Below are 24488 nucleotides of genomic sequence, written 5' to 3'. Positions count from 1 at the left end.
TGGCCGCTTATCATTATAGCTGCAAGTGCACCTCGCCTTCCGGCAAGGTCTCACTTACAACATTAATGCAGTAATCTGATTAAGGTTGCCCGGTAACCGGATGCATTTTTTACCCTTTGTCTTTCAAACCGCAGACGTATTGGCTGTCTGTTGAAATGATTGGGTATCGCATCGTAATGACGATTAACCGGCGGAAAAGTTACTCCCCTTTGCTGGTCAGAAGATAGGTGAAAATATGATCCGGGTCAAATAAATATCGTCGCGCCGGCGAAAAAACGCCTAGCCTGAGTCGCCCGGCGTCACGGCATCCGCGGGGAAAAGTACGCCGGTTTGGCGGCGGATTTCCGTTAACAGGCCCGCCACGGCACGTGAGCGCTCCAGTTCCGCATGATCCAATACATTGTTTTCCACCAGGTCGGCAAAGGTTTCCGCCTCATACAGCATACTATTGATATGCTGCGGCCGGCTAAGATCCAAGGGTTTGCCATTACGTGGCGCAAACGTAACCTTTTGACATTCAGACAGCTTTTCAATGACCAGAGAACCCTCTTCGCCCTGAATTTCACTGGCGACGTCGGAGTCGCTGACTTTGGAGTGGATGATGGTGACATCAAAATCATCATACTTCATGAGGACGCAGCCGTGGGCGTCGACGCCGCTATCCAGCAGCGTTGCGCTGGCCTGTACCGTACCTGGCGTTCCCCATATCGCCGCGGCGAAGGCGATGCAATAGTAGCCGATATCCATTACCGAGCCGTTCGAAAACGCCGGATTGAAGGTATTGGGATTTTCTCCCGCCAGATATTTCGGATAGCGTGAAGAATACTGACAATAATTCAGCAGCACCTTACGCAACTTACCGATCTTGGGCAGCGCCTGCCTTACGACGTTGAAATTGGGCAGGCTGGCGGTCTTGAAGGCTTCGAACAGGACGACCCGATGCGCTTTGGCGCAGGCGATCATCTGCTCAACCTCATACTGGGTGGAAGCCAGTGGCTTCTCGCAGATAACGTGTTTGCCATGGCTCAGAAAGAGCAAGGCCTGTTCGCAGTGCAGTGAATTGGGGCTAGCGATGTAAACGGCCTCAATCAACTCGGATTGCGCCATCTCGTCGAGCGAGTCAAATCGCGCATCGACCATATAATCAAGCTGATATTGCAAGGCTTTTTCCGGCGTGCGCGAATAGATGGCCGTCAACTTCATTTTTCCGGTTTCGTGTGCGGCATCGACAAACTGGCGAGTGATCCAACTTGTTCCCACAATAGCGAAGCGAATCATAAGCGTTTGGTATCCTGCTGACGTTGATGAGGGATATCAGATTATCATGGCGAAATGGCAAGGTAACATTATTGTTAAAGTACAATTCACGATGCCTTTTGCCTGTTTGTCCGAGAAAAGCATTTACTGACGCGTCATTTTAAGGGATAAACAGCGCAAATTTTGTGATTCAGGAGGGGTCAATGAGCCAACTCGAGCTGGAAACGCGTAATCTGACACTGGTGCGTTATCCTCAAGTAGCAGATAACACCGCGTTGCAGGCGTGGGAAGCGGCGGATGAGTTTTTGCTGCGTGAGCTTTCATCGCTGGAGATCGCGCCAGGGCCGCGCCTGATTTTTAATGATGCCTTCGGGGCATTGGCCTGCGGGCTGCAGGCTCAGTCGCCGGTTAGCATCAGCGATTCTTACATGAGCCAGTTGGCCACCCGGCATAATCTGGCGTTGAACGGCTTCGACGCCGACTCCGTAGAGCTTCTGGACAGTCTGGCCGACTTACCCGAAGCGCCCGCATTAGTGGTTATTAAAATCCCGAAAACCATGGCGCTGTTGGAATATCAGCTGCGTAGACTGAGGACGGTGGTTACGCCGCAAACGCGTGTTATCGCCGGCGCCAAAGCCAGGGATATTCATACGTCGACGCTGCAACTGTTCGAACGTATCCTGGGGCCGACCAAAACGTCGCTGGCCTGGAAAAAAGCGCGCCTGATCCATTGTGAAGTAGCGGATTTGAAAGTAAGTGAGCAGTCGCCAACTACAGTTTGGGAACTGGAGGAATATGGTTATCGTATCCATAATTACGCCAATGTTTTTTCGCGCGGCGGATTGGATATCGGCGCACGCTTCTTTATGCAGCATCTGCCGCAGGATATCGACGGAAAAATCGTCGATTTAGGCTGCGGCAACGGGGTTATCGGGCTGGCGGCGCTGGCGGCGAACCCTGCCGCTCTCGTCAGCTTTTTTGATGAGTCCTACATGGCGATAGCCTCCAGCCAGATGAATGTCGAGGTTAACTGCCCCCAGGATAAGGCGCGCTGTGGATTCGCCGTTAATCATGGTCTGTCCGGCGTAGGACGCGACAGCCTGCAGGCCGTATTGTGTAATCCTCCGTTCCATCAGCAGCAGGCCATTACCGATAACATTGCCTGGCAAATGTTCCTCGATTCCCGCCGTTGCCTTGAGATCGGCGGGGAACTGCGAATCGTGGGCAATCGCCATCTGGATTACTTTCATAAATTGAAGCGTCTGTTCGGTAATTGCGAGGTCATCGCCAGCAACGCAAAATTCGTTGTGCTGCGGGCGGTGAAAACGGCGGCAGGCCGCTAAGCCGGGGCGCCGGGTGGCGTGACTGCCCGGCGCGCTTTCGGTTATCGCCATCGTCAGCGGGCGGCGCGTAAAAAGCGGGCATATGGCAATGACCGGCCGGATTGTTTGTTGTCGGGAGAGAGTGCCATTATAATTCGCCGCATAATCAGGCCGAAGGAATCTCTATGTTGATTGAAGAATTGGAGACAAGACTGGATGGCGCGTTTCAGGAACTGGAACGAACTATTCAGCAACAGCAGCAGATCTGGCAGCGGGATTATCAACATCTCCAGCAGCAGCTGTCGCAGGCCAAACAGCGGGAAGCGCAGCTTGGCGAACAGATTAAACAGCTTGTCGCCCAGTTGAACGCGATGGACAGCTCGCCGGAACGAAACCCTCTGCTTCATAAAGTCAAAATTATCAGCGCCCATATTGATGCGTTGGCAAAAGATGCGTCGGAGTTTCTCCGCTCGCTGCCTTAATTTCTCTATCGGCCATATCCGCGCTGACGGATAGGTCGCGTATGGTTTAACGTAATTCTGCCGCTTCCTTACACACTCTCTTCGTATTCTCCATATTTGCCGGAAATGTGAATACATTACTTGCAGATATTTACCCTTGCTCTAATTAACTGAAACTGCCGGGCCTATACTCCTTCCCGACAGCACGACAATGGTCGTCCATGAGAGTTAACCCAAATAGAAGGATAAATTATGCGTAAATTAACCACACTTCTGATCGCCTCTTCATTGGCGTTGGGGACGGCGGGCATCGCTCACGCTAATGATGTGCAAAAAGGCCATCCGGAAGTGAGAATGGCAAGAGATGGTAAAGGCGGACCCGGTCCTCGCAGTATGCATCATGAAACGATGCTGAAAGACCTGAATCTGACGGACGCTCAGAAACAGCAAGTAAAAGAGATCGTAAAGGCATCCCATGACAATATGCGTAAATTAATGCAGGACGAACGTCGTGAAATGCATAACCTGGTGATAGCCGACAGTTTTGATGCCGCGAAAGCTCAGGCGCAGTTAGATAAGGCTGATGCCGACCGTAAAGCAATGCGGCTGAATGGTTTGGAAACGCAGAACAAGATTTATAACATCCTGACTGCCGAACAGAAAAAGCAGTACAACGACAATTTTGAAAAACGTTTGACTCAACCGCCAAGACCGGACAACAAAGCAAAACCGGCTGAATAAGCGATAGCACGCCCTTAAGACCGCCGGATTTATCTACCGCTGAATTTTTCGCGGCGGATAGATTCGGCGGTTTTTCTATTGTTTTTTCCCCTCGCATCTTGACCTTCCCCCTGGGGGAAGGCCTACTTTTAATAGGACATTTCACTGGCCAGAAATAGAGGTAATGATGACGAAAATACATTTCTTGATTGCCGGCGTCCTACTGGCTCCCTTGTCCGTTTTTGCCGCTGACGGCGCGCACGGCGGCCATCATTCCGATGGGGTAAGCGAGTCGCAGCAGGCCTATATGCAGGGGATGGATCAGATGCACGCCCAGATGCAGGAAGGAATACTGTCCAGCGATCCTGACGTGGCGTTCGCCAAAGGGATGATCGCCCATCATCAAGGGGCGATTGATATGGCTAAAACGGAATTGCAGTACGGCAAGGATCCGGAATTGCGCAAGCTGGCGGAAGCGATTATCAAGGCCCAGCAGCCGGAAATAGACCAGATGCAGGCGTGGCTGGATAAGCACGATAAGCCGTAGCCATGCCTTATTTGATGACGGCGCCGCCGCATAAAAGCGGCGCCGGTAATCGTTGGTTAGGCGTAATGTTATGGTTCCGATCGGGCGGGGAACGTCCGGCTCCAGGCTGACTGATGGTTCGCGCGTAAGAAAAATTTAGTGATGTTTTTCACAAAATAAAACGTAACAGTAGCTTTCTCTACATTAGCTTGTTAGAAATAGCGCATAGGACGCCACCAGAATTTTCTGGGCGAGACCTGGATAAAACAGTGTGCCACACACTGCTTTATCCAGGTTTTTTTTTGCTTTTTTTCTGCTGGCCAGCGGACGCAAGCAAGGTGATGTGGGTTGTAGACAATTGCAGCCATTTACGAAACGGGAAGTGTCATTATGAATAGCAACGCGCTAGCAGAAAATATTTTGAAGTTGGTCGGAGGAGAGGCGAACGTTTCCACTTTGGTTCATTGTGCAACACGCTTGCGCTTTAAGATCGTGGATAACGCCAGGGTGGATTTGGCCGCGTTGGAGGCGTTGGACGGCGTCATTACGGTGGTCAACGGTTCAGGGCAGTTGCAGGTGGTCATTGGTAACCGGGTGCCGGAGGTCTATCGCGCTTTTGGCTCGATTTCAGGATTGCTTGAGGATCGCAGTAGCGAACGTCCGGCGGCGGAATCGGAAAAACACGTCTCGATCATGGGGCGGCTGATTGATTTGGTTGCGGGGATCTTTACCCCATTGCTGGGCGCGATGGCGGCGGCCGGGGTACTGAAAGGCGTGCTGGCCATCGCGATAGCGTTTAATTGGTTGAACAGCAAGGAAAGCACTTATGTCATTTTGCATGCGGCTTCCGACAGTTTGTTCTACTTCCTGCCGATGCTGTTAGCCATCACCGCCGCGCGTAAATTTGAAACCAATATCTTTGTGGCGGTATCGGTTGCCGGCGCGTTGATTTACCCTACGATTCAGGGATTGTTCGATGCCGGCGAACCCGTCACTTTCTTTGGCTTGCCCGTGATCATGATGAAATATACCTCATCGGTGATCCCGATTATTTTCAGCGTGTGGCTGATGTCCTGTATCGAACGTTTCCTGAATCGTCATATTCATGAAAGCGTTCGTAATATTCTGACGCCGTTCTTCCTTTTGGTTCTGATGGTGCCGTTAACGCTGATGACCATCGGGCCGATCGGTATCTCGGCCAGCGAAGTCATCGCCTCGCTGTTCGTGAGCATTTATAGCTTCAACCCGATTCTCGCCGGCGCGCTGATTGCCGCCGCGTGGCAGATTCTGGTGATTTTTGGGGTGCACTGGGGATTCGTCACCGTCTTTATCAACGATATTTCCGTAATGGGACAGAGCTATCTCAAAGCCGCGTCCAGTCCATCTGTTTTTGCCCAGTCCGGCGCGTTGTTGGGAGTGATGCTGCGCACCAAGGATAAAAAGCTCAAAGCGCTGGCGGGCAGCACGTTTATCGCCTCGCTGTTCGGCATCACCGAACCCGGCGTGTACGGCGTCACATTGAAGCTGAAGAAACCGTTTGTCTGTGCGGTGATCGCGGCGGCGATGGGCGGCGCGGTGGCGGGCTATGCGAAAAGTTCGGCGATCTCCATGGGAATGCCCGGATTGCTGACGCTGCCTATCTTCTACGGTGAAGGTTTTCTGGGCTTTATCATCGGCTGCGTCATCGCTTTTGTCGCCAGTCTGGTTTTAACCATGCTGGTCGGATTTGATGAACCGAACGCGCAGCCAGCTACGCCAACGCCGTCTGCCGCGCCTTCATCTTCTTCCCCCGCGTCTTCGGCATCACCAGCCGCATCCGGCGGAGCGCAGGCCGCCGCCGTGGATCTGAAGGATGTGCCCGCCTCCGGCGAACGGATTGGTTCCCCGGCGGAAGGCGAACTGATCCCGCTGGAGGACGTGAATGATAAAGTGTTTTCCTCCGGCGTCGTTGGGGCGGGGATCGCCGTCCGGCCGCAGGAAGGGCGCATCTATTCGCCGGTTGACGGGCGAATCGTCAGCACGTTCGCCAGCAGTCACGCTATTGGCATCCGCTCAATGGCCGGCGCCGAAATCCTGATTCACGTCGGTATCGATACGGTGCAGTTGGCAGGCAAGCATTACCACATGCGGGTCGCAGAGGGCGATGAGGTGAGAAAAGGCCAGCTGCTGCTTGAGTTTGATCTCGATGAGATAGCGAAAGCCGGCTATGACACCGTGACGCCCATCGTGGTCACTAACGCGGATGATTATCGGATATTCAGCCTCAGCACCGAACGTTATCAAAAAGTCGGCGATACCATCATCGCATTGGCATAAAGCCGCACAAGATCGGGGATGGCTATCCATCGCGAGAAATCAAGACGCAAGGATGACGGAAGTATACGAACAGGGCAATGGCTGCACCATCGGCGCCATTGCCTTGTCGGAACAACCATACGGGCGTAGTGATGAAAATAAACAAAATATTAAGTAACAATGCGGTGCTGGTGGTGACGGATAAGGGGAAAGAGTGTGTAGCGCTAGGGTGCGGCATCGGTTTTGGCAAGAAGAATGGCGATTGGGTGGATGAAGAAAAGGTTGAAAGCCGTTTTCTCAAAACCAGCGGCGGATTGAATGACTTTTTCGCAGAAATTCTGGCGGAAATCCCGCCCGTTTATCTGGATATTACCGAGCGGATCGTTACGCTGGCGCGTAATGTATTGAACGCTGAACTACAGGATACCTTGTTTCTGGCCTTGAGCGACCATATTAACTTTGCGGTCAAACGCCATAAAGAAGGGATGAGAATTCATAATCAATTACTGTGGGAGGTTAAACTTTTCTACCCGAAAGAGTTTTCTATCGGATTAGACGCGCTGGATATTATTGAAGAAAAACTGCAAGTTCGTTTACCGGATGATGAGGCGGGATTTATTGCATTGCATCTGTTTAATGCGATAAATAACTGCGATATGCAAAGCACTATGCAAAGCGCGACCTTTATTAAGGATATTTTGACGATTGTAAAATATGACCTGAATATCAAGTATGATGAAAGCTCTATCGATTATCAGCGATTTATTACCCATTTAAAGTTTTTTGCGTTGCGATTATTTAATCGTAACGTGGTAAGCCATGCCGATGATAGCATTTATTACGGTATAAAAGAATTAATGAAAGTGTCTTATGCTTGCGCAATGAGAGTTTATCATTATATAGAGCAACATTATCAGTGCCAATTGACGACTGATGAAGTTATGTTTTTGACTATTCATATCAATCGACTAAATCGTAATGAATAATGAGATATTTTATTGCGTTTCGCCGGTGATGTTGTTCACACTTCAATGTTTCAAAAGTTGAATTAATAAGCTGGTTTAAATTATAGTGATTATAAATAGGACGTGACTGATTTAATTCAGGCGAAACCTGTCTTGCAAGATGAAAATTGTTTTTCATCCTGCTGGGCAGGTTTTTTTTTAATCTGGGGAAATGAATGGTGAAAGCATAGTTATCGTTTTAGCCGCACCAGGGATATATCACTACAAAGTACGATCGGGAGATGGTCGTCGATACTAATGAGGAATAAAATAATGAAGAAAAAATATCGGGCGTTCAGAAAGAAAGCGATCGCGTTAATGCTGTTATCCTGTTATGGCGTCGCTCCGGATGTTATCGCTCAGACATTAACGCTTGAACAGCGGATGACGTTGCTGGAAGAGCAGTTGCGGGTTACGCAGGAAAAGCTGCAAGCCTATGAAAAAAAGGAAAGAACCACGCAGCGCTCGGCGGTGAAATCACAAGAAATCGCGGCAGCGGACGGGCGTTTATCGGCTACGCCGGCCTCAACTAAACCCGTTGCTAATGAAAGTGAGCCGGTGCTTTCAGAGTCCACACTGAAAAAAATCAGCCAATATGTTCAGGATGATACCGGTTTTAAATATTCGGGTTATTTCCGTACCGGATATGCCTCAACGACCAATGGCGGTCCTAAATCCTGGGCGGTGGGATCGCTCGGGCGATTCGGCAATGAATATGACGGATGGTACAATCTGTCATTAAAAAAACGCGCCTGGCAGGAAGGTAATAAATCGATCTGGGCGAATGTACAGTTTGAAGGCGATCTGGGATTATCTCAAAGCAATGAGACCTTTGATAAAGGAATGGCCGGCGGCGGCATGGGGAAACTCAGCAAACTGTTTGTTGAAACGACCGGTTTTCTGCCGTTTGCGCCGGAAGCAAAATTCTGGATAGGCAAACACACGCTGCCGCAATATGAAATTCAGATGCTGGACTGGAAAAGCGATCGGACCCTTTCCGGTACCGGGCTGGGTATTGAAAACTGGTTGCTTCCCGTCGGTTCGTTAAGCATGGCGTTGACGCGTAATGATATTGATAATTACAGTACGGTTTGCGAAACATCGATATGTAGCGATACTACCCAGGTTAACGTCAATATTGCGGAAGTCAGATATAAAGATATTACATTGAGCAAGGATCTTTCGCTTGAAGTCGGCGCGAAATATGCCTTCGCTAACCAGACGGATGAGCAAAAAGCAGCGCAAGCCTCCGGCGATGACTATAAGGTAAAATCGTCATGGCTGAGCCAGGCTATTTTACGTCACCCATTGTTGGGGGGATTTAATGAACTGACTGCGCAAGTCGCCAATAACTCTTTGGCCAGTCAATTTATGAATATTTCCGGGGCTAACCCTGATTTTGACTATAACAGCTCTTATTATGGCATTCATAGCGGCGGTATTGGCTGGCGATTGGTCAATCAGGGAGAAATATACTTGCGTGATGATGTTATTATGGCGCATTCGCTGGTATATGGTCGTGGTAATGACCTTTATTCAGTCAATACAGGGGCGCACACCGATTTTGAAACCATCCGGGCGGTGATTCGTCCTTCTTATATTTGGAATAGAATTAACCAAACGGCGCTAGAGCTAGGTTATTTTATTCAGGAAAATAGCGCCAATAACGCTAATTATGATGAATCTGGTTATAAGGTGACGCTGGCGCATACGCTCAAGGTGGATACCAGTCTTTTGCGGTCTCGTCCGGAAATCCGTTTCTACACCAGTTATCTTAAAGCGCTGGAAAATGAAATTGATAACCATAGTTTTAACGATAAAAAAGATTATCAAATAAGTTTTGGCGTTCAAGCTGAAGTGGTTTTCTGATAAGGAGGAAAACATGTTTTTATCAGCCAAATATATTAAATCAATTTCATTGAGCGCCTGTCTGCTGGCGGCGTATGGCCCCGCATTATCTATTGCGCAAACCGCCGCCGTAACGGAGAAGGGCGCTGCGCCGGTTACGGCGGACGTAGAAAAAACGCGTATATTGATTCTGAGCGATATTGGTAACGAGCCGGATGACTCCCAATCCCTGGTACGGTTTTTGGTGTACAGCAATGAATTTGATGTAGAAGGCATTGTGGCGACAACCTCAACCTGGCTACGCGATAAGGTCAATACGCCGATGATCCTTGAACGGATTGACGCCTACCAGCGTGTGTTGCCCAATCTGCAAAAACACGCGCAAGGATATCCTTCCGCTCAGGCGTTACGGAATGTTGTTCGCAGCGGGCGAGCGGGATTCGGCATGGCGCATGTCGGCGATGGCAAATCGACAGAGGCATCGGAACTGATCATTCAGGCCGCCGATAAACAGGACGCTCGCCCTTTGTGGATTACCCTATGGGGCGGCGGAGTCGATCTGGCGCAGGCGCTGTATGATGTGAAAGCCCGCCGGACGCCGGCAGAGGTTGATGCTTTCATTAGTAAAATTCGTGTTTATGCCATTTCCGATCAGGATAATACCGGCGCCTGGATCCGAGGAAATTTTCCGCAGCTGCGTTACATCACCAGTATTCACGCCTGGAATGAGTATTTCTTGTCTACCTGGATCGGTATGTCTTCAGCGCGCGCGGTTGGCGGCGATATGAGCAAGGTGAATAACGATTGGCTGCAGGAGAACATCCGGCGGAAAGGGCCTTTGGGCGCGGTCTATCCGGCGGTGGAGTATTCGATGGAGGGCGATTCGCCATCATTCCTCTATTTGCTGCGTAACGGGCTTGGCGACCCGGAGCATCCGGAATATGGCGGTTGGGGAGGGCGCTATGGCGCTATCGCGCCGGATGACGCAGGCGGACTGCGCGTCAGTACATCGGATGAGGTTATCGGCGTCGACGGGAAAAAATACCGCACGGCGCCAGCGACGATTTGGCGGTGGCGCGATGCTTTCCAGAACGACTTCGCCGCCCGAATGGACTGGACGCTGACCGGAGAGGTGAAGAAGGCGAACCATAATCCGAATCTGGTGCTCAATGGCAAGCCGGGCGCGCAGATTGTGTCCTGGCAGGTGAAATCCGGCGAGCTGGTGAAACTATCGGCTCAGGGTTCCGGCGATATTGACGGCGATCGGGTGACGTATCATTGGTGGCAATATAAAGAACCGACGGCAACGGCGCTGGGCCTTCATTTTGGGCCGGGGATTGAGCTGTCTCATAGCGAAGGCGGGGAAACCCGTTTTACCGCGCCGGACGTCAAAGTCGCTACGCCGTTTCACATTATTCTGGAAGGCCGGGACAATGGCTCTCCGGCATTAACGTCTTACCGGCGGGCGATTGTTACGGTGTTGCCTGCGGCGCAGTGAATACGGAGATAGGGCGGTGAAAGCGCACGGCGGAGCATAACCTGTGCGCTGATTGGCTTCTTACCGTTGACGAGCGCTGCGTAAACGCGGCGCTCATGGGTTATCCGGCCGATGATTAGAGCGATTCGCCGTTGCTTTCAATCACGTCTTTGTACCAGTAGAAACTGTTTTTACGCCGGCGCGCCAGCGTTCCCTGCCCTGCGTCGTCGCGATCGACATAGATAAAACCATAGCGTTTTGACATCTGCGCCGTGCCTGCGCTTACCAGATCGATCGGTCCCCAACTGGTATATCCCAGCAGTTCCACCCCGTCGGCTATGGCTTCACGCGCCTGAATCAGATGCTGGCGCAAATAGTCGATACGGTAGCTGTCGTTAATGCTGCCGTCGGCGTCGATCTCATCCCGCGCGCCCAGCCCGTTTTCGACGATAAACAGCGGTTTCTGATACCGGTCGTAGAGCTCGTTGAGCAAAAAGCGTAATCCTTCGGGGTCGATCTGCCAGCCCCATTCCGATGCTTTGAGATGCGGATTGGGGATTAAGCGTACGATATTGCCGCGCGAGGACTGATATTTCTCTGGCTCAAAGGTAGCGCAGCCGCTCATGTAATAGCTGAATGACACGAAGTCCACCGTGTGGCGTAAATCGTTTTTGTCCTGCTCGGTAATATCCAATGCGATATTATTTTCCTTAAAGTAACGCTTCATCCAGACCGGATAAGCGCCGCGTGCCTGAACATCGCCAAAAAACAGCCATTCCCGGTTTTTCTTCTGCGCTTCCAGCACATCTTTCGGATGGCAGGTCATTGGATAGCGCACGGCGCCCAGCAGCATATTGCCAATTTTCGCGTCGGGGATGATGTCGTGGCAGGCCTTCACCGCGCGGGCGCTGGCCACCAACTGATGATGGATAGCCTGATAAATATCCTGTTGTGATGGCTCGCCGCTCAGCCCAACGCCGGTGAAGGGGGAGTGTATCGCCATGTTGATTTCATTAAAGGTTAGCCAATACTTCACCTTATCCTTATAGCGGGTGAAGACGGTTCGGGCATATTTTTCAAAATGGTTAATGGTTTCACGATTGCCCCATCCTCCCAGTTTCGTAACCAGGCCATAAGGCATTTCATAATGGGATAGGGTAATTAATGGCTGAATCTGGTATTTCGCCATCTCATCAAACAAACGGTCATAGAATGCCAATCCAGCTTCATTGGGCTGCGCTTCATCCCCTTCCGGGTAAATACGCGTCCAGGCGATGGAGGTCCGCAATACCTTAAAGCCCATTTCGGCGAACAGCTTGATGTCCTGCGGATAGCGATGATAAAAATCGATGGCCACGTCTTTGATGCAGCTCACGCCTTCAGCGCGTTCTGTTACCGGGCCGTGTATTCCCTGTAACTGGAGGTCAGAGGTAGACACCCCTTTACCATCTTCATTCCATGCGCCTTCAACCTGATTAGCCGCCATAGAACCGCCCCATAAAAAACCTGCGGGGAATGCCTTCATTTGTTTCTCCTCTTACTCAATGTCATTGCAGCCGCGTAACGCTGGGGAACTGCTCCCCAGAAATTACGCATCGATGCCGGATAGCAGGCAAAAAAAAACTTGGGCAAAAGAGAGTGTAATTCACTCACCTTTGCCCAAGTCTCGCCCGCGTGTCGCGGTAACGTCATAGAGGGACACTATACGATCCTGGTCGTCTGCGGCAATGCCATCCTTTGTTTATGTGATTTTTGTCACAACAATTAGCGCATTCGACGTCGGGTTTTGAATAGCCGAAAGGGGAAACGCCCGCGCTGGCAGACGTTAGCAATGGAACCTATTTATCGGTTCGGCCACTCAATCATGACCACTCCCGTTTCGCAACTTATTGCGAACATGACGACAGTTTCGGTTACGACACGGTTTGCGCGTGGAATCGCCACGCATTTTGCATAGCCGCCATCTTTCAGGTTCAGGCGCGTTGGTCTCCCTTACTTACCCTCTCTTCGCTTTCCAGCGCCTGGCATTTGAAATTTCTGCGCATAGAAGGATGAAATATTGATGGAAACGCAAAGCATTCGGGCTATTGGCATTAGCCCTCAATCGCTACAGCCGGGGCAAGACGTTCCGGCATCAAAAGACGCCCTGCGGTTCGCCACATTTGATGAAGCCAGAACTTGGCTGGCATCCCAGCGCTTCGGCAGCCGCGACCAATTCAGATCCCATATGGCCGCGCTTCATGATCGTCTGGACAGTTCAAGCCGTAAATTGCTGGAGCAAGCGTTCACTCAGCATGCGTCAGCCCAAAAAAACATGGCGCCCGGACGTTTTCCGCACCAGCCGCTATATAGCGGCCTAAAAAACTGGCAAGGCGCGTTGATGCATGGGCTGTGCGCTTCGTCCTCCAACCGTGAGGAACAGCTATCCAGCGGCGTAGGCGCGGGATGGTCGTCTCTCCGGGTGGCCGATTTCGACCAGAACGGCGCGCTTGAAGAGCATGAGCCGGACCATCCAGGGGCTTGCGTCATCTATAGCGCGCTGTGGTTAAACGATGTGAACAGCCGTGAAAGCAGCGCCGGTAGCCGTATGCATCGCCTTGCGGATAGGACGCCGGAGGTCATTGATTTACAACGTGACTACGAAAACCGGTTCCATGCCAATGAGGAGGAAGACCCTATGCATGAGACGGTGCGGAGATTAGGCATTATTCCTCATTCGGCATCTGCGGATACGGTGGATGTCATGACGGATGAAGGCGAGGCTATGCAGCGGCTGTCTGAAAGCCTGTTTGACCGAGGTTCAAAGCTGATCCTGTTTGGGCGGGATATGTCTCACTCCGCTAGCGGCCACGTCATTGCGGCGCATTCGGATGGCAGCCGGGTAAAGCTGTTTGATCCCAATCTTGGCGAGTTTCGCATGAAAAGAAGCGATATCCCCACCGTCATGCGCGCTATCATCGCAACGAATTCACAATCGTTTCCCGTACCGACGGTGGAAGTGCTGCCCGTCACCGTGCGCTAATTGCACCATCATCAGCGATAGCGCACTTCCGCCAAGCGTGCCGGGATGGATGAGAAGTGCCGCCACCCCGGCCAGCAGCAACGCCGAATGCCAAATTTTGATAACGCTTCCCATGCCTGCCTCAATTAACCTTTCAGCTTATATCGGCCAAATAATCCGCCAATAATTCCTCCCCCTACAATACATAAAAACATACCGATGAAGAATGTTGCAGCACTCAGTGATATTTGATCTTCGCCATATATTGACCCGGCAAAGTAACAGGTGGAAATAAAATAAACATAATAATGCCGACTAACACCGTGCCGCATAAAATAAAACTTAGTAATTGCATTCTTTTTATGGGGTTTTAGGAAGAGAATATTTTAATGGGTAATAAACCACCAATGGCTATCATCAAAGCATCAAAAATAATTATTGCAAAACCAAACTGAGTTTTTAAAGAATCACTAAGAACAAAACCAACAAGAAATACAAAAATAGCGCCAGCTATTATCATGCCGGCAATAGAGAGAAGAATGCTTTTAGATGCAGGTGAAATAATACGATAACTCATAACACCGTAAATAATAAAAAGGAAAATTGCAGTTACAAGAACAGCTAACAAGTTAGATTCCATTTTGTCATTACTATCAAAAAACGGGCCATATTGTGACGCAGAAAAAGAGAGACTATATATTAAAATTCCGGGAGCAATCAGGGCTGGTATCAAGCAGGAAATAAATTTCTTCATTTTCAAATCACCTTCCAAAACCAGATTTCTTTTGAGTCAAAGAAGTCGGATGCGATTCCTTCTATACTGACTCCCCATTGTATGCGCAGGTAGCTTAATTTTGTTGTCAATCTGGTGCCATTCCATAGGTCAATGTGGTCACCTGATCTATTGGAAAATGATTCATTACCCCGTCGCCAAAAGTCTTTAAAGAAAATGATACCAGTCTGGTTCTTGAGTGCTTTTTGAAAATTATTAACGTCAACTTTAATCGCCGGAAATAAACCGGGAATGGAAGTCCGCTTGAGTGCGTTTGCCAGTTCTTCCGCGCGCAAGATATGCCCTTGCTGTTTGGGATGCAGCCAGCAAAATTCCGCGTGAAGTTTAGTCACATCATACCCGCAGCGCGCTAATGCGGTTCCTAACCTAATGGCGCACTGGTCATCAAAAGCCTTATGTCCATCTTTACGCCGACAAGGGGCCTCATCCCCGTTAATTTCTGGATGTGTGCTCCAGAGCGCAGCGAATGTAATGCTCATCTGATAGTCCCTTATATGTAAAAATGCGAATATAGTCTTTTGGTTTTTAGAGTTCAAAGCCCTTCATCAAGTCAAGAAACCGCCGTTTGTTTTTCAGACTGTTCTTAAACTTTCCCATGCGTCACTGTTTAGATACGTGGCGTTATAGGTGCGTTGCAGCCGTCCCTTATTAGCTGCTGGTGAACGGATACAGCAAATGATGATGGTTATTACTGGAACAGATTCTGAGTGGTTTCCCTGTTAATCTCCATTCTTGAGGTCAAGGATTGCAGATTGGCGCTGAGCAACGAACGGATATTGAAAGTGAGGTTTCAGAGGCTAATCAAGAGAATGGCGGGAAAGCTAAAAATTACTGATGAAAGTCTGTGGTTCAGCTTGGGAAAATATTCAGCAAACAGTGTGGCCCATCTTTGGTGAACGGGTTAAGAAGTCTATGGGGCTGTGACTTTCACTGTTTGGCTATCTGTAAGGGGCGCTTATGCGGCCCTTTTTAATACCTGCTGTTACCGTTCTGAGGTATCCCATAAGTATCCCAAAAAACAAAGGAGCTACGCTGTTAACGTAACTCCTTGAAATTCTGGTGGCCCCTGTTGGGTTTGAACCAACGACCAATCGATTATGAGAACGATGCCGTGCCTTTTTAAATCAGTAACTTACTGATTATTAAGAATAAGGATAATTATATAGTGCTAATGGATGCTATATGTTGGTTTTCTCTGCTGCCATTTTGTTGCCACTTTTCATCAAGGCTAATGGGTTGAGTGATAAGGCATCATTCAGATGGTCGGGAGCAAAGTGCGCGTAGCGCATGGTGACCTTTATGTCAGTATGGCCAAGTATTCTTTGAAGTACCAGAATGTTGCCGCCTTCCATCATGAAGTAGCTGCCAAATGTGTGGCGTAGCACATGCGAAAGCTGGCCGGCTGGTGTTTCAATGCCTGCGCGTTTTAGTGCAGAGCGAAACGCAGAATAGCAGGGAATAAATATTGGTCTATTGCCGTGACCTTTGGGTATAGCGTTGGTAATCTCTTTGCTCAGTTCTTCACTGATCGGTACCGTTCTATTTCTTTTCCCTTTGGTTTTAATGTAGGTGATTCGGTTGTTGGTTATTTGGGCGGGGGTTAGGCTTTCCGCTTCTGACCATCTTGCACCAGTGGCCAGGCATATTTTTACGATCAGCAGCAAATGTTTGGCGCGACTACTTTCGCACTCTATGAAGAGTTTTTCTATTTCATCCAGACTCAGAAAAGCCATTTCACTTTCTTCTGTTCTGAAAGGGCGGATCTTTGCCAGAGGGTGGGGGGCGTTCCATTCATCCAAGCGTATAAGCTCGTTAAACATGGCGCGGAAGTATGCCAATTCCAGATTCATCGTGCGAGGTGTAACCTGTTTTACGGTTTCAGAACGGGCTAACTCCCCGCTTAAACGTTTCTCGCGGTAGGTGGAAAATAACCGGGCATTGAATTCTATTGCTAGTGGTTTTCCCATTTTCTCATAGGCGTAAGTCATGGCGCTTTTTCGGGTTTCCCCATCTTTGAGAGTAACGCCATGCGCACGAAACCAGATATCAACCAGATCGGCCAGGGTTCTTTTATCTTGTTTTTCACCCAGCCAAGGCTTGTTCTCTGATTCGTCTCTGATGTAGCGCTCATAGGCTAGCGCTTCACCTTTGGTAGTAAACTGCTTGCGTATGCGCTTACCGTCACGGCCATTGGGAAAACACTGTAATAGCCACTTCCCTGATGGTTGTTTACTTATTGCCATGCAGCCCCCTGTTAACTGAGGGCTGTATTTCTACTGTATATAAAAACAGTAGTCAATGTATGAGTTAACTTATGTTATACATAAAAATTAACTACACTTGCTCTTGCTCTTGCTCTTGCTCTTGCTCTTGCTCTTGCTCTTGCTCTTGCTCTTGCTCTTGCTCTTGCTCTTGCTCTTGCGTAACGTCAGATTCAATAATTGCTAATTCCATTAATTCAATAAATTTTATGGAGTCAAGAAAATAATCCTTTACATTGGTAAATGAGGCGGTAGGACTTCCGCCATGAGCAAATGTATTTCTTGCTGTATTTAGCGATGATAAGGATGTGTGTAATTTTTGTTTGTTTGGATGTGCCTTAACTTTTTCAATAAAGGATTTAGACCAATTCTTATCGAATTGTTGTAGTCCTTTAATTATATTGTCGTAATTAGGATTCATTGAGCTATTTCTAAACTTACCGTCGATGAAGTTTCTTATTTGGGTATTGTGTGATGTATAATTATAATCACAAATTATCGTCTTAAAGCTATATTCTATAGTGCCACATGCTTTTATTATGGCATAACGTGTTAAATATGGTACAGGAGTACTTGTACTTCCCATTCCTTCAATAAGATGTTCTATTTTTAATAGCTCAGATAAGCAATTGTTAATGCTTTCTAGAGCTCTATCGTTACTTATATTGAAGGCCATATAAACTCTCCAGCACCATAGAAATCCGCCCATGTATATTATCGGTTTGCATAGTTCCTGATGTTATGTAACCTCTAAATGTAGCGTCTTGAAGGAGTCCAAGTCTTTTACTTTCTAAATTGTGGGGACTATTAAAATTATTATTCCTACTGTTTAAATATATGGATGTGGAAATATACACAGCATCAAATATGGTCGGGTAAAATCGCCTTCTTATCTTAGATGGAGTGGATTGTATAATATTAAAAAATGAGTCTTCACCTATGTTGTTGTATATGAAATCTATTGTTTTATTAAAGTCATTTCTAAATTTATCAATAAATGGTTGGGTGTTGTTTTTTTTGTTCCCCATGAATTCGTTTAATATTTTTTTTAGGGAAATGTTGCCGCTTTGAGACATTTTAACTTCATCTGTATTTAAAGCGAAAACACGAAGAATAAACTCCATGTCTCTCATTCTAGTATCAGGATCTGGGCTCCCAAATAATTCTCTCCATTGTTTATTTTTATTTAGCTCAATTAGTAATGAATTAAATTTACCCTGATAAACGCAATTTCTAATTTCTTGTGCTAATAATGAACGACCACCTGTATTTATTCTTTCAAATATTTGATAAAGACTTGTATCATTATCATTAGGATGTGTCTGTTCAAATATTATCGCATGAATAGTAGTACTCCTTATTTTCTTTTGTTCAGATGGCTCTAGCTCTTTAAACGCTCTTCCTCTCCATTTTTCATTGATTTTATCACTATTGGAAAGTTTAAATATTTTATTATCTTTAGACCAAATGCCTTTTACATAATCGTAGACGGTCATTATTCTTTGAAAACCATCTATTATTAATTTATTTCCATCCTGGGTGTTAGCAAGAAATACGCTAGGAACAGGCAACCCAAGTAGTAAGGAGTCGATAAATCGACTAGCTTCAACTTTATCCCATACGTAATTCCTTTGTAACTCGGGTTTTAATAACTCGTCTTCATCATACATTGTTATTAATTCACGAAAAGATAAATCAGCACCCCATGAGTTTATATTATACAAGTCATCATTGCTGTATGAATCTTCATTTTCCTCTGATATATTTTCGATTATATCATGCTGTGATTTGTCTTCATTTACATCATTGCTTGAGTTTATACTCATTTCCGATCCCTTTTTATCATTTTTTAATTAATTCAAAATGTATTTTGCTATTGAAAAATATTTCACTTACGTTACATTCGAAACTATTCGTACCTGAAATAATTTTAACTCTATTGTTAGGTAGTCTGAGCACCTCACGAACGCTGACTTTACCTTCAATCTCAACCAGCCATTTCCCGTCAGTCACTTCATCAAACTTACGATCGGCAATGTAAGTGATATCACCATCTAAGATAACGATCGGGTCTTGCAGATCATCGGGCAGAAACGCCTTATCAAACATATAGTAGTTTGAATCGTAGAGTTTTCCATTAACCAGCTTCTGGCGGGGGATGCTAACAACGTCATTTTTCCCATCTTCATACATCGGGCCTTCACCAGTTGTTAGCCATTGTAGGGATACCCCGGTTTCTAAGACTCCCTGTATCACCCAGTCAGAAGGAAAAATGTCACGCATGTAGCGCGTGGCTAAAGTGCTTTTCGATATTCCTAAGTGGTCACATAAGGCTTGTCTGGTACTAAAGCCATATGCCTCTACAAGACGCTCAATAGCGCCACGTCCGCCGTTAGTAAAATTCATGTGATTCCAAAAGCAATCTTGTTATTGACGAATTCCAAAAGCGATCGTAGTATCTGCAAAGATTCCCAAATCGAACAAATACCATCAAATATCACTAAATATAGGATATTGCATTATGAGACCTAACATTACAATCACCATTCCTGAACCTTACCTGCCTTTAGCTGAGTATTGCCGCCGTACTGCAACGGATAAGTCAACCGCCCGCCTAATGATTAAAGATGGCCGTTTGCCTATCAAATCTAAAAGTGATGAAAAAGGCTTAGTCGAAATCAACATGGCCGCACTCACCGTTCAAGCCCTGGCAGATTGCAAAATTGTACTAACTGTCTGATTGCGATTCTGAGAGAGAGAACAGGGGGTTGCCATGTTTGATTATCAAATCTCTAAACACCCGCATTTTGATGCTGCTTGCCGAGCGTTTGCGCTGGCGCACAACCTTGAAGAGATCGCATCTGCTGTCGGTGTCCGTTCACAGGTATTGCGTAACAAACTGAACCCGGAGCAACCGCACCGGTTAACGTGTAGTGAACTGCTGGCCATTACCGATCATACGGAGGATGCCACCTTGCTGGATGGCCTACTGTTGCAGATTAACTGCCTGCCATCAGTGCCGCGTAATGAGGCTAGTTCACACAATGTGCCGGTGTTTGCGTTAAGCGCCACGGCGGACGTGGGCGCGATCGCTGGGGAAGCAGTATCAACCGTACCTATGTCACAGGCGCGTAAAAACGCCATTCTTAACCGGGCAAACAGCGCGATCCGCAACCTATCGCTGATTGTGCTTTCTGTTGAAGCCCGGTTCCAATCAACCCCGATGATGGCCGCAGCCGTGGATGTAATGAGTTCGTGCGCTATGCCGGGTTTAGCTTGATGGATAACAGCATGAAAAGAAAAGCAGTAACAACATCATTTAAAACGGCAGGTCATGCGGTATTACTCACAACCCGCCGAATTGGTAAGAAACAAGTAATCAGCCTGGTTAATGAACCTGAGATTCAGGCTGAATTAAATCGCCATTTTCAATTGCATCAACATGCTTTTGCAGATCGCTGATTAGCTCTTTTAAGTCTTTTAGCTCAAATGTGGTGGCGACTTCCTGAGCAGAGGGAACTGTATCTGTTTCAGTAGGATTGTAATCAAAACGGATACTGACAGTAGCCTGATGACCATTGTTAAGAGTGAATATTTCCCATGAGTCAGGATAGATCATGTTTTTTATTAACTTTTCCATGTTGTTACCTTTCTGGCTGTGTGAGAGCGCCAGAATATCACGCGCCGGGTGTGGTGAAACATCCCGGTAATTGAAGGAGTAAAGGATGATTTCAATTGCTCGTTTACTTAAAAGTCAGTCACCCACGCCGCAACTGGCGAATCATGGTCACGGCTGGATTGAGTTACCTAACGGTCAACGTTGGCAACCGTCTGCCTGCCGTGTCCAGTTTAGCAAAGGGCGTTTGCCGTATGTGCGCATTAAGCGTCGTTCATGGTGGCGTCGTCTGATGGGATTAAGGGGTTAATCATGATTTCTGCAAATGGAGTGTTGGAATTGCCCGCACAGCTTAAATCGTTGCGCCGCATGATTTCAGGAACGGATAACCCGGCGCAATTATTTTGGGAGTCAGCCACGCAACGCGAACGCGAAGATCTGATCTTCCATTGCCGCCCGAAGCTGGGGAAAAGGCATGTAGGCTATAACTGGGTTGATTTTGACGTTAATCAGCGGCGTGTGTTGTGGGGCGGTATTTTAATTTTGCGCCGCATGTATGAGAAAACCGCCGCATTTCAGCCAGGGCATTTCGGGCGAAGTGTGTTTGTTGTCGGTTGTTCCGAGCCAGACACGGAACAGAAAGAAAACCAGTCTATTAATTAACCCGTAATACGTATTTCTTTTTCACAGCCTTAATTGGCCGGGGATTCGTATTACCTGAAAACAGGAAAAAGCCATGAGAAACATTGAAACAAGAAACATGAAAGTAGCCAATAACGATGCGTTGATTTCTCTGCTGAATAAAGCGCGTCTGGATGAAAAGAAAGACCAGCATTTAGCCTTTTCTCTGCGTCTTGAAGCGCTATCTATTCATGCCCAGCAAAAAGAGTTTACCGCCACGGAAATTATTGAGCTTTTGCATAAAGAGGCTGTGCGTTTTGAACATTCAGCGCAGGAACTTTGCATATGAGTATTAACGGCACCCCACTGAAATGGGCAGGCAGCAAAGCCCGCATTATGGAAACGCTGCGTGAACATTTGCCAGCCGGGAAACGGCTGGTTGAACCGTTTGCCGGTTCCTGTGCTGTCATGCTGAACACGGACTATGACGAATACCTGATCGCGGATATCAATCCTGACCTGATCAACCTTTATCTGTGCATTAAAAATCTGCCGGAATCTTTTCTTGCCGATGCGCGGGGGATGTTTGACATACTCAATGATGAATATAGCTATTACCAGAGTCGTCTTGAGTTTAATTTTGTCATAGATATTTATCGTAAATCGCTATTGTTCTTCTATCTGAATCGGCACTGTTTTAACGGTGTGTGCCGGTACAATAAGAGAGGTGAATTTAACGTTCCTTACGGTAAATACAAAACGCCGTATTTCCCCGAAAAAGAGATCCGTCTTTTCGCTGAAAAAGCCCAGCGGGCTACGTTCCTGTGCTGCGACTTTGGCGAAACTCTGGATTTGGTTCGTCCGGGTGATGTTGTGTACTGCGATTCGCCCTATATGCCAACCACAGATACGGCCAATTTCACCCAATACCATACTGATGGATTCACCAAACACGATCAGTACCGTTTGGCCACAAAGTTGGCTTCTGTCGCCAGAAGTGGAAGACCTGTAATTGCTTCAAATAGTCGTATTGCCGCTGATGCCGGTTTATATGCTGGTTTTGAAATCCATCATATCACCGCCCCGCGCACGATCAGCGCCAACGGTAATCGCAGCCGTGCTGATGAAGTGATTGCGACGATGGGGCAGTAATATGCCCCTTTTACAAACCGAAGAACACAACGGAGCTTATCACGCTGCCCTGAACTGGCAGCGTGAGCAATTTTCTCCTGGTGTACCGGGCGGGGTGAGCTACGTTGAACGCATTCTTTGGCATGTAGATAAGACCGATCATGACTGGCGGCATCCGTATTTTGCCGACCTGCCGGATTACCTGGCCAAGTATTTTGGTCAGCGCTATGAAACACTGTTTAAATCCGATGAACATAAAGGCCGCCGCCGCGCCAATACGTTTTTACGCCGTACGTTGGGTGAAAGCGTATTGCCACGCCTGCGCAAAGTGTTGCCACGCTATCAAACAACATTCCTGTCTGCTGGCGATATTCCATTTCCATTCTCTGATGATCTGGAAAGACTGCCGACCTATGATCGCGATGATATCCGCCGCCTGTCTGTCCAGTTGGCGGATTTTATGGCAGCCAGCTTTAGGGACTATACCGAGCGCGGCATTAAGAATGCTGCCGATCTCGATATGCGCAGCATCACGCTGTTGGCATTTCGTCACCTGGGACGGTTGACGTTACAGGCTGGCACACAGCCGCCTTACTGGGCGCAGTTTGTCAAAGGCCGCAGGCCGCTGCCAACGCATAGCGCTGAATCCGGTCTATTACGCATGATGTCGCCGGAATGGTGGCGTGTGCGCATCAAGCACCGCCGCGATCTGCAACGTGAGCATCTGGCCATTGCCGTAGGGCAGGTGCAAAAGGCGGCATCCGCGTATGTTTCCCGCACTACGCTGGGGGAATGGATTGCACAAAAAAAGCGTAACCGTGAGTTTTTTAAAACGTTCGATCTCGAAAACCCTGAAACCGGCGAGCGTGTTTCTTTAAACGATATGGTAAACGGCAGCAATGCCAATCCGGCCATACGCCGTTGTGAATTGATGGTCAGAATGCGCGGCTTTGAAGATCTGGCCAATGAAATGGGCTGTGCAGGTGAGTTCTACACCATCACCGCGCCGTCAAAATATCATGCCGTACATAGCGGAGGTGGTTTCGTCAGCCAATGGAATGGCGCTAACCCGCGAGACACGCAAAAGTATCTTTGTCGCGTGTGGGCGAAAATCCGCGCCGCATTATCGCGTGAGGAAATCAGCGTATTCGGTTTTCGCGTCGTCGAGCCGCATCACGACGGTACACCGCACTGGCATATGCTGCTGTTTATGCCGCCTGAACATGTCGATCAGGTGCGCGACATTATGTGCTATTACGCCCGTCTTGAAGATTCCGAAGAACTACAAAGTGAAAAGGCATTAAAGGCGCGTTTTCACGTCGAACCTATCGATCCCGCCAAAGGTTCGGCAACCGGCTATATCGCCAAATACATTTCAAAAAATATTGATGGCTTTGCCCTGGACGACGAAAGAGACGATGAAACAGGGGAAAGCCTGAAAGATATGTCAAAAGCCGTTTCCGCCTGGGCGTCACGCTGGCGTATCCGGCAGTTTCAGCAAATCGGCGGTGCGCCGGTAACGGTTTATCGTGAACTGCGCCGCCTGCGTGATATCCAGCTTGATGATGCTCGAATGGATGCTGTGCTGGCGGCGGCTGATGTAGGCGATTGGGCGGCATACACCCAGGCGCAGGGTGGGGCATTGGTATCACGCGACAATCTTGTCGTGCGTCTGGCTTATGAAATCACCGAGCAGGGCAACCAATACGCGGAGGACGTGCAGCGCGTACAGGGTATTTATTCGCCGCTGCTGGGGGCGGCGTCGGAGGTCGTTACTCGTCTGGTTAAGTGGAATATTGTCCCGAAGTTGGCCGAAGCGTCAGCGGAGGCGGGTTTTTCTGGCGGCAACGCCGCCCCTTGGAGTTCTGTCAATAACTGTACGCCGGGGGTTAGGCGACGATTATCGGACTTGTTAAAAGGGCGGGGTTTTAGTGGAAATAATGAGCAGATTAACATCCTTTTACGGGGGGTAATCTGGCGATAGAGGGTGATCGCTTGTTGCGGATGGTCAACGGGCAGCTAAACGAGGTTGAAAAATCAACGGATAACGATTTGTGGCCAGGGTGGAACTGGGCCGAAAATTAATCACGTTAGAAAACAATAAGCTTATACAGTATTAATTCAGAAACATTTTGATATACTGTTTATATATACA

Annotated in this window: 24 protein-coding genes and 1 pseudogene; 16 read left to right on the top strand and 9 right to left on the bottom strand. The window is 48.2% G+C overall.

From position 1 onward, the window contains the following. Nucleotides 1-279 precede the first annotated feature (279 nt). Nucleotides 280-1278, bottom strand: coding sequence for a Gfo/Idh/MocA family protein (locus HC231_RS20665; RefSeq protein ID WP_208228551.1), 999 nt, complete (start codon nucleotides 1276-1278; stop codon nucleotides 280-282). Nucleotides 1279-1460: 182 nt separating this feature from the next. Between HC231_RS20665 and rlmG the strand changes: the two genes are divergently transcribed. The 8 genes from rlmG (at nucleotide 1461) to HC231_RS20625 (ending at nucleotide 10931) form a co-directional block, all read left to right on the top strand. Next, complete coding sequence (gene rlmG, locus HC231_RS20660) at nucleotides 1461-2600, top strand: 23S rRNA (guanine(1835)-N(2))-methyltransferase RlmG (protein ID WP_208228550.1); 1140 nt, start codon at nucleotides 1461-1463, stop codon at nucleotides 2598-2600. Nucleotides 2601-2764: 164 nt separating this feature from the next. After that, complete coding sequence (locus HC231_RS20655; protein ID WP_208228549.1) at nucleotides 2765-3061, top strand: MbeD/MobD family mobilization/exclusion family protein; 297 nt, start codon at nucleotides 2765-2767, stop codon at nucleotides 3059-3061. A gap of 231 nt (nucleotides 3062-3292) precedes the next feature. Then, the gene (spy, locus tag HC231_RS20650; protein ID WP_208228548.1) at nucleotides 3293-3781 is read left to right on the top strand and encodes an ATP-independent periplasmic protein-refolding chaperone Spy; all 489 of its coding nucleotides are present in this window, start codon (nucleotides 3293-3295) and stop codon (nucleotides 3779-3781) included. 166 nt (nucleotides 3782-3947) lie between these two features. Beyond that, on the top strand, nucleotides 3948-4307 hold the full coding sequence (gene copM / locus HC231_RS20645; protein ID WP_208231454.1) for a CopM family metallochaperone: 360 nt from the start codon (nucleotides 3948-3950) through the stop codon (nucleotides 4305-4307). A gap of 369 nt (nucleotides 4308-4676) precedes the next feature. After that, on the top strand, nucleotides 4677-6602 hold the full coding sequence (locus tag HC231_RS20640; protein ID WP_208228547.1) for a beta-glucoside-specific PTS transporter subunit IIABC: 1926 nt from the start codon (nucleotides 4677-4679) through the stop codon (nucleotides 6600-6602). A gap of 131 nt (nucleotides 6603-6733) precedes the next feature. After that, nucleotides 6734-7567: a BglG family transcription antiterminator LicT gene (licT, locus tag HC231_RS20635; protein ID WP_208228546.1), complete on the top strand. Its 834-nt coding sequence runs from the start codon at nucleotides 6734-6736 to the stop codon at nucleotides 7565-7567. Nucleotides 7568-7858: 291 nt separating this feature from the next. Then, nucleotides 7859-9454: a carbohydrate porin gene (locus HC231_RS20630; RefSeq protein ID WP_208228545.1), complete on the top strand. Its 1596-nt coding sequence runs from the start codon at nucleotides 7859-7861 to the stop codon at nucleotides 9452-9454. A 13-nt stretch (nucleotides 9455-9467) separates the two neighbouring features. Beyond that, nucleotides 9468-10931: a DUF1593 domain-containing protein gene (locus HC231_RS20625; protein WP_208228544.1), complete on the top strand. Its 1464-nt coding sequence runs from the start codon at nucleotides 9468-9470 to the stop codon at nucleotides 10929-10931. Between the two features lie 115 nt (nucleotides 10932-11046). On the opposite strand, the gene HC231_RS20620 is transcribed toward HC231_RS20625, so the two are convergent. Further along, nucleotides 11047-12435 carry a glycoside hydrolase family 1 protein gene (locus tag HC231_RS20620; protein ID WP_208228543.1) on the bottom strand — a complete coding sequence of 463 codons (1389 nt, stop codon included), beginning with the start codon at nucleotides 12433-12435 and terminating at the stop codon, nucleotides 11047-11049. Nucleotides 12436-12972: 537 nt separating this feature from the next. Here HC231_RS20620 and HC231_RS20615 point away from each other — a divergent pair. Further along, nucleotides 12973-13932 (top strand): YopT-type cysteine protease domain-containing protein, encoded by a 960-nt coding sequence (locus HC231_RS20615; protein ID WP_208228542.1) that lies wholly within the window; start codon nucleotides 12973-12975, stop codon nucleotides 13930-13932. A 349-nt stretch (nucleotides 13933-14281) separates the two neighbouring features. On the opposite strand, the gene HC231_RS20610 is transcribed toward HC231_RS20615, so the two are convergent. The 6 genes from HC231_RS20610 to HC231_RS20585 form a co-directional block, all read right to left on the bottom strand. Then, complete coding sequence (locus tag HC231_RS20610; RefSeq protein ID WP_208228541.1) at nucleotides 14282-14665, bottom strand: hypothetical protein; 384 nt, start codon at nucleotides 14663-14665, stop codon at nucleotides 14282-14284. A gap of 2 nt (nucleotides 14666-14667) precedes the next feature. Next, on the bottom strand, nucleotides 14668-15183 hold the full coding sequence (locus tag HC231_RS20605) for a type VI secretion system amidase effector protein Tae4 (RefSeq protein WP_208228540.1): 516 nt from the start codon (nucleotides 15181-15183) through the stop codon (nucleotides 14668-14670). A gap of 699 nt (nucleotides 15184-15882) precedes the next feature. Continuing rightward, nucleotides 15883-16947 (bottom strand): phage integrase, encoded by a 1065-nt coding sequence (locus tag HC231_RS20600; RefSeq protein WP_208228539.1) that lies wholly within the window; start codon nucleotides 16945-16947, stop codon nucleotides 15883-15885. 91 nt (nucleotides 16948-17038) lie between these two features. Beyond that, nucleotides 17039-17641 carry a HEPN domain-containing protein gene (locus HC231_RS20595; RefSeq protein ID WP_208228538.1) on the bottom strand — a complete coding sequence of 201 codons (603 nt, stop codon included), beginning with the start codon at nucleotides 17639-17641 and terminating at the stop codon, nucleotides 17039-17041. Next, a complete protein-coding gene (locus HC231_RS20590; protein WP_246494594.1) occupies nucleotides 17622-18791 on the bottom strand; it encodes a DUF262 domain-containing protein in 1170 nt (389 codons plus the stop codon). The genes HC231_RS20595 and HC231_RS20590 overlap by 20 nt, the downstream gene beginning before the upstream one ends. Before the next feature lie 16 nt (nucleotides 18792-18807). Then, the gene (locus tag HC231_RS20585) at nucleotides 18808-19371 is read right to left on the bottom strand and encodes a phage repressor protein CI (protein WP_208228537.1); all 564 of its coding nucleotides are present in this window, start codon (nucleotides 19369-19371) and stop codon (nucleotides 18808-18810) included. A gap of 115 nt (nucleotides 19372-19486) precedes the next feature. Between HC231_RS20585 and HC231_RS20580 the strand changes: the two genes are divergently transcribed. Continuing rightward, the gene (locus tag HC231_RS20580) at nucleotides 19487-19705 is read left to right on the top strand and encodes a regulator (protein WP_208228536.1); all 219 of its coding nucleotides are present in this window, start codon (nucleotides 19487-19489) and stop codon (nucleotides 19703-19705) included. A gap of 33 nt (nucleotides 19706-19738) precedes the next feature. Continuing rightward, entirely contained in the window at nucleotides 19739-20245 is a 507-nt protein-coding gene (locus HC231_RS20575) for a phage regulatory CII family protein (RefSeq protein WP_208228535.1), read from the top strand. Nucleotides 20246-20353: 108 nt separating this feature from the next. Here the strand turns inward: HC231_RS20575 and HC231_RS20570 are convergent, their stop codons facing one another. Beyond that, on the bottom strand, nucleotides 20354-20605 hold the full coding sequence (locus HC231_RS20570) for a hypothetical protein (RefSeq protein WP_208228534.1): 252 nt from the start codon (nucleotides 20603-20605) through the stop codon (nucleotides 20354-20356). An 85-nt stretch (nucleotides 20606-20690) separates the two neighbouring features. On the opposite strand from HC231_RS20570, the gene HC231_RS20565 reads away from it, so the two are divergent. From HC231_RS20565 to HC231_RS20545, 5 genes and pseudogenes are all read left to right on the top strand, one after another. Continuing rightward, the gene (locus HC231_RS20565; protein WP_208228533.1) at nucleotides 20691-20891 is read left to right on the top strand and encodes a phage filamentation protein Fil family protein; all 201 of its coding nucleotides are present in this window, start codon (nucleotides 20691-20693) and stop codon (nucleotides 20889-20891) included. A gap of 2 nt (nucleotides 20892-20893) precedes the next feature. Next, nucleotides 20894-21244, top strand: coding sequence for a hypothetical protein (locus tag HC231_RS20560; RefSeq protein WP_208228532.1), 351 nt, complete (start codon nucleotides 20894-20896; stop codon nucleotides 21242-21244). A 73-nt stretch (nucleotides 21245-21317) separates the two neighbouring features. Then, nucleotides 21318-21551, top strand: coding sequence for a DUF2732 family protein (locus tag HC231_RS20555; RefSeq protein ID WP_208228531.1), 234 nt, complete (start codon nucleotides 21318-21320; stop codon nucleotides 21549-21551). Then, nucleotides 21548-22354, top strand: coding sequence for a Dam family site-specific DNA-(adenine-N6)-methyltransferase (locus tag HC231_RS20550; protein WP_208228530.1), 807 nt, complete (start codon nucleotides 21548-21550; stop codon nucleotides 22352-22354). The genes HC231_RS20555 and HC231_RS20550 overlap by 4 nt, the downstream gene beginning before the upstream one ends. A gap of 1 nt (nucleotide 22355) precedes the next feature. Further along, nucleotides 22356-24418, top strand: a pseudogene (locus HC231_RS20545) (replication endonuclease). Nucleotides 24419-24488 lie beyond the last annotated feature (70 nt).

Origin of the sequence: Brenneria izadpanahii, from assembly GCF_017569925.1 — a bacterium.
In the GTDB taxonomy this organism is placed as follows: Bacteria; Pseudomonadota; Gammaproteobacteria; order Enterobacterales; family Enterobacteriaceae; genus Brenneria; species Brenneria izadpanahii.
This window is presented reverse-complemented; position numbering and strand designations above follow the sequence as displayed.

Coding starts and splice junctions, on each gene's coding strand:
- HC231_RS20575 (WP_208228535.1), top strand. CDS start 19,739: ATGTTTGATTATCAAATCTCTAAACACCCGCATTTTGATGCTGCTTGC.
- HC231_RS20665 (WP_208228551.1), bottom strand. CDS start 1,278: ATGATTCGCTTCGCTATTGTGGGAACAAGTTGGATCACTCGCCAGTTT.
- HC231_RS20630 (WP_208228545.1), top strand. CDS start 7,859: ATGAAGAAAAAATATCGGGCGTTCAGAAAGAAAGCGATCGCGTTAATG.
- HC231_RS20565 (WP_208228533.1), top strand. CDS start 20,691: ATGATTTCAATTGCTCGTTTACTTAAAAGTCAGTCACCCACGCCGCAA.
- HC231_RS20600 (WP_208228539.1), bottom strand. CDS start 16,947: ATGGCAATAAGTAAACAACCATCAGGGAAGTGGCTATTACAGTGTTTT.
- HC231_RS20555 (WP_208228531.1), top strand. CDS start 21,318: ATGAGAAACATTGAAACAAGAAACATGAAAGTAGCCAATAACGATGCG.
- HC231_RS20615 (WP_208228542.1), top strand. CDS start 12,973: ATGGAAACGCAAAGCATTCGGGCTATTGGCATTAGCCCTCAATCGCTA.
- HC231_RS20655 (WP_208228549.1), top strand. CDS start 2,765: ATGTTGATTGAAGAATTGGAGACAAGACTGGATGGCGCGTTTCAGGAA.
- HC231_RS20585 (WP_208228537.1), bottom strand. CDS start 19,371: ATGAATTTTACTAACGGCGGACGTGGCGCTATTGAGCGTCTTGTAGAG.
- HC231_RS20640 (WP_208228547.1), top strand. CDS start 4,677: ATGAATAGCAACGCGCTAGCAGAAAATATTTTGAAGTTGGTCGGAGGA.
- spy (WP_208228548.1), top strand. CDS start 3,293: ATGCGTAAATTAACCACACTTCTGATCGCCTCTTCATTGGCGTTGGGG.
- HC231_RS20550 (WP_208228530.1), top strand. CDS start 21,548: ATGAGTATTAACGGCACCCCACTGAAATGGGCAGGCAGCAAAGCCCGC.
- HC231_RS20595 (WP_208228538.1), bottom strand. CDS start 17,641: ATGGCCTTCAATATAAGTAACGATAGAGCTCTAGAAAGCATTAACAAT.
- copM (WP_208231454.1), top strand. CDS start 3,948: ATGACGAAAATACATTTCTTGATTGCCGGCGTCCTACTGGCTCCCTTG.
- HC231_RS20590 (WP_246494594.1), bottom strand. CDS start 18,791: ATGAGTATAAACTCAAGCAATGATGTAAATGAAGACAAATCACAGCAT.
- HC231_RS20570 (WP_208228534.1), bottom strand. CDS start 20,605: ATGGAAAAGTTAATAAAAAACATGATCTATCCTGACTCATGGGAAATA.
- HC231_RS20620 (WP_208228543.1), bottom strand. CDS start 12,435: ATGAAGGCATTCCCCGCAGGTTTTTTATGGGGCGGTTCTATGGCGGCT.
- HC231_RS20560 (WP_208228532.1), top strand. CDS start 20,894: ATGATTTCTGCAAATGGAGTGTTGGAATTGCCCGCACAGCTTAAATCG.
- HC231_RS20610 (WP_208228541.1), bottom strand. CDS start 14,665: ATGAAGAAATTTATTTCCTGCTTGATACCAGCCCTGATTGCTCCCGGA.
- HC231_RS20580 (WP_208228536.1), top strand. CDS start 19,487: ATGAGACCTAACATTACAATCACCATTCCTGAACCTTACCTGCCTTTA.
- HC231_RS20605 (WP_208228540.1), bottom strand. CDS start 15,183: ATGAGCATTACATTCGCTGCGCTCTGGAGCACACATCCAGAAATTAAC.
- licT (WP_208228546.1), top strand. CDS start 6,734: ATGAAAATAAACAAAATATTAAGTAACAATGCGGTGCTGGTGGTGACG.
- HC231_RS20625 (WP_208228544.1), top strand. CDS start 9,468: ATGTTTTTATCAGCCAAATATATTAAATCAATTTCATTGAGCGCCTGT.
- rlmG (WP_208228550.1), top strand. CDS start 1,461: ATGAGCCAACTCGAGCTGGAAACGCGTAATCTGACACTGGTGCGTTAT.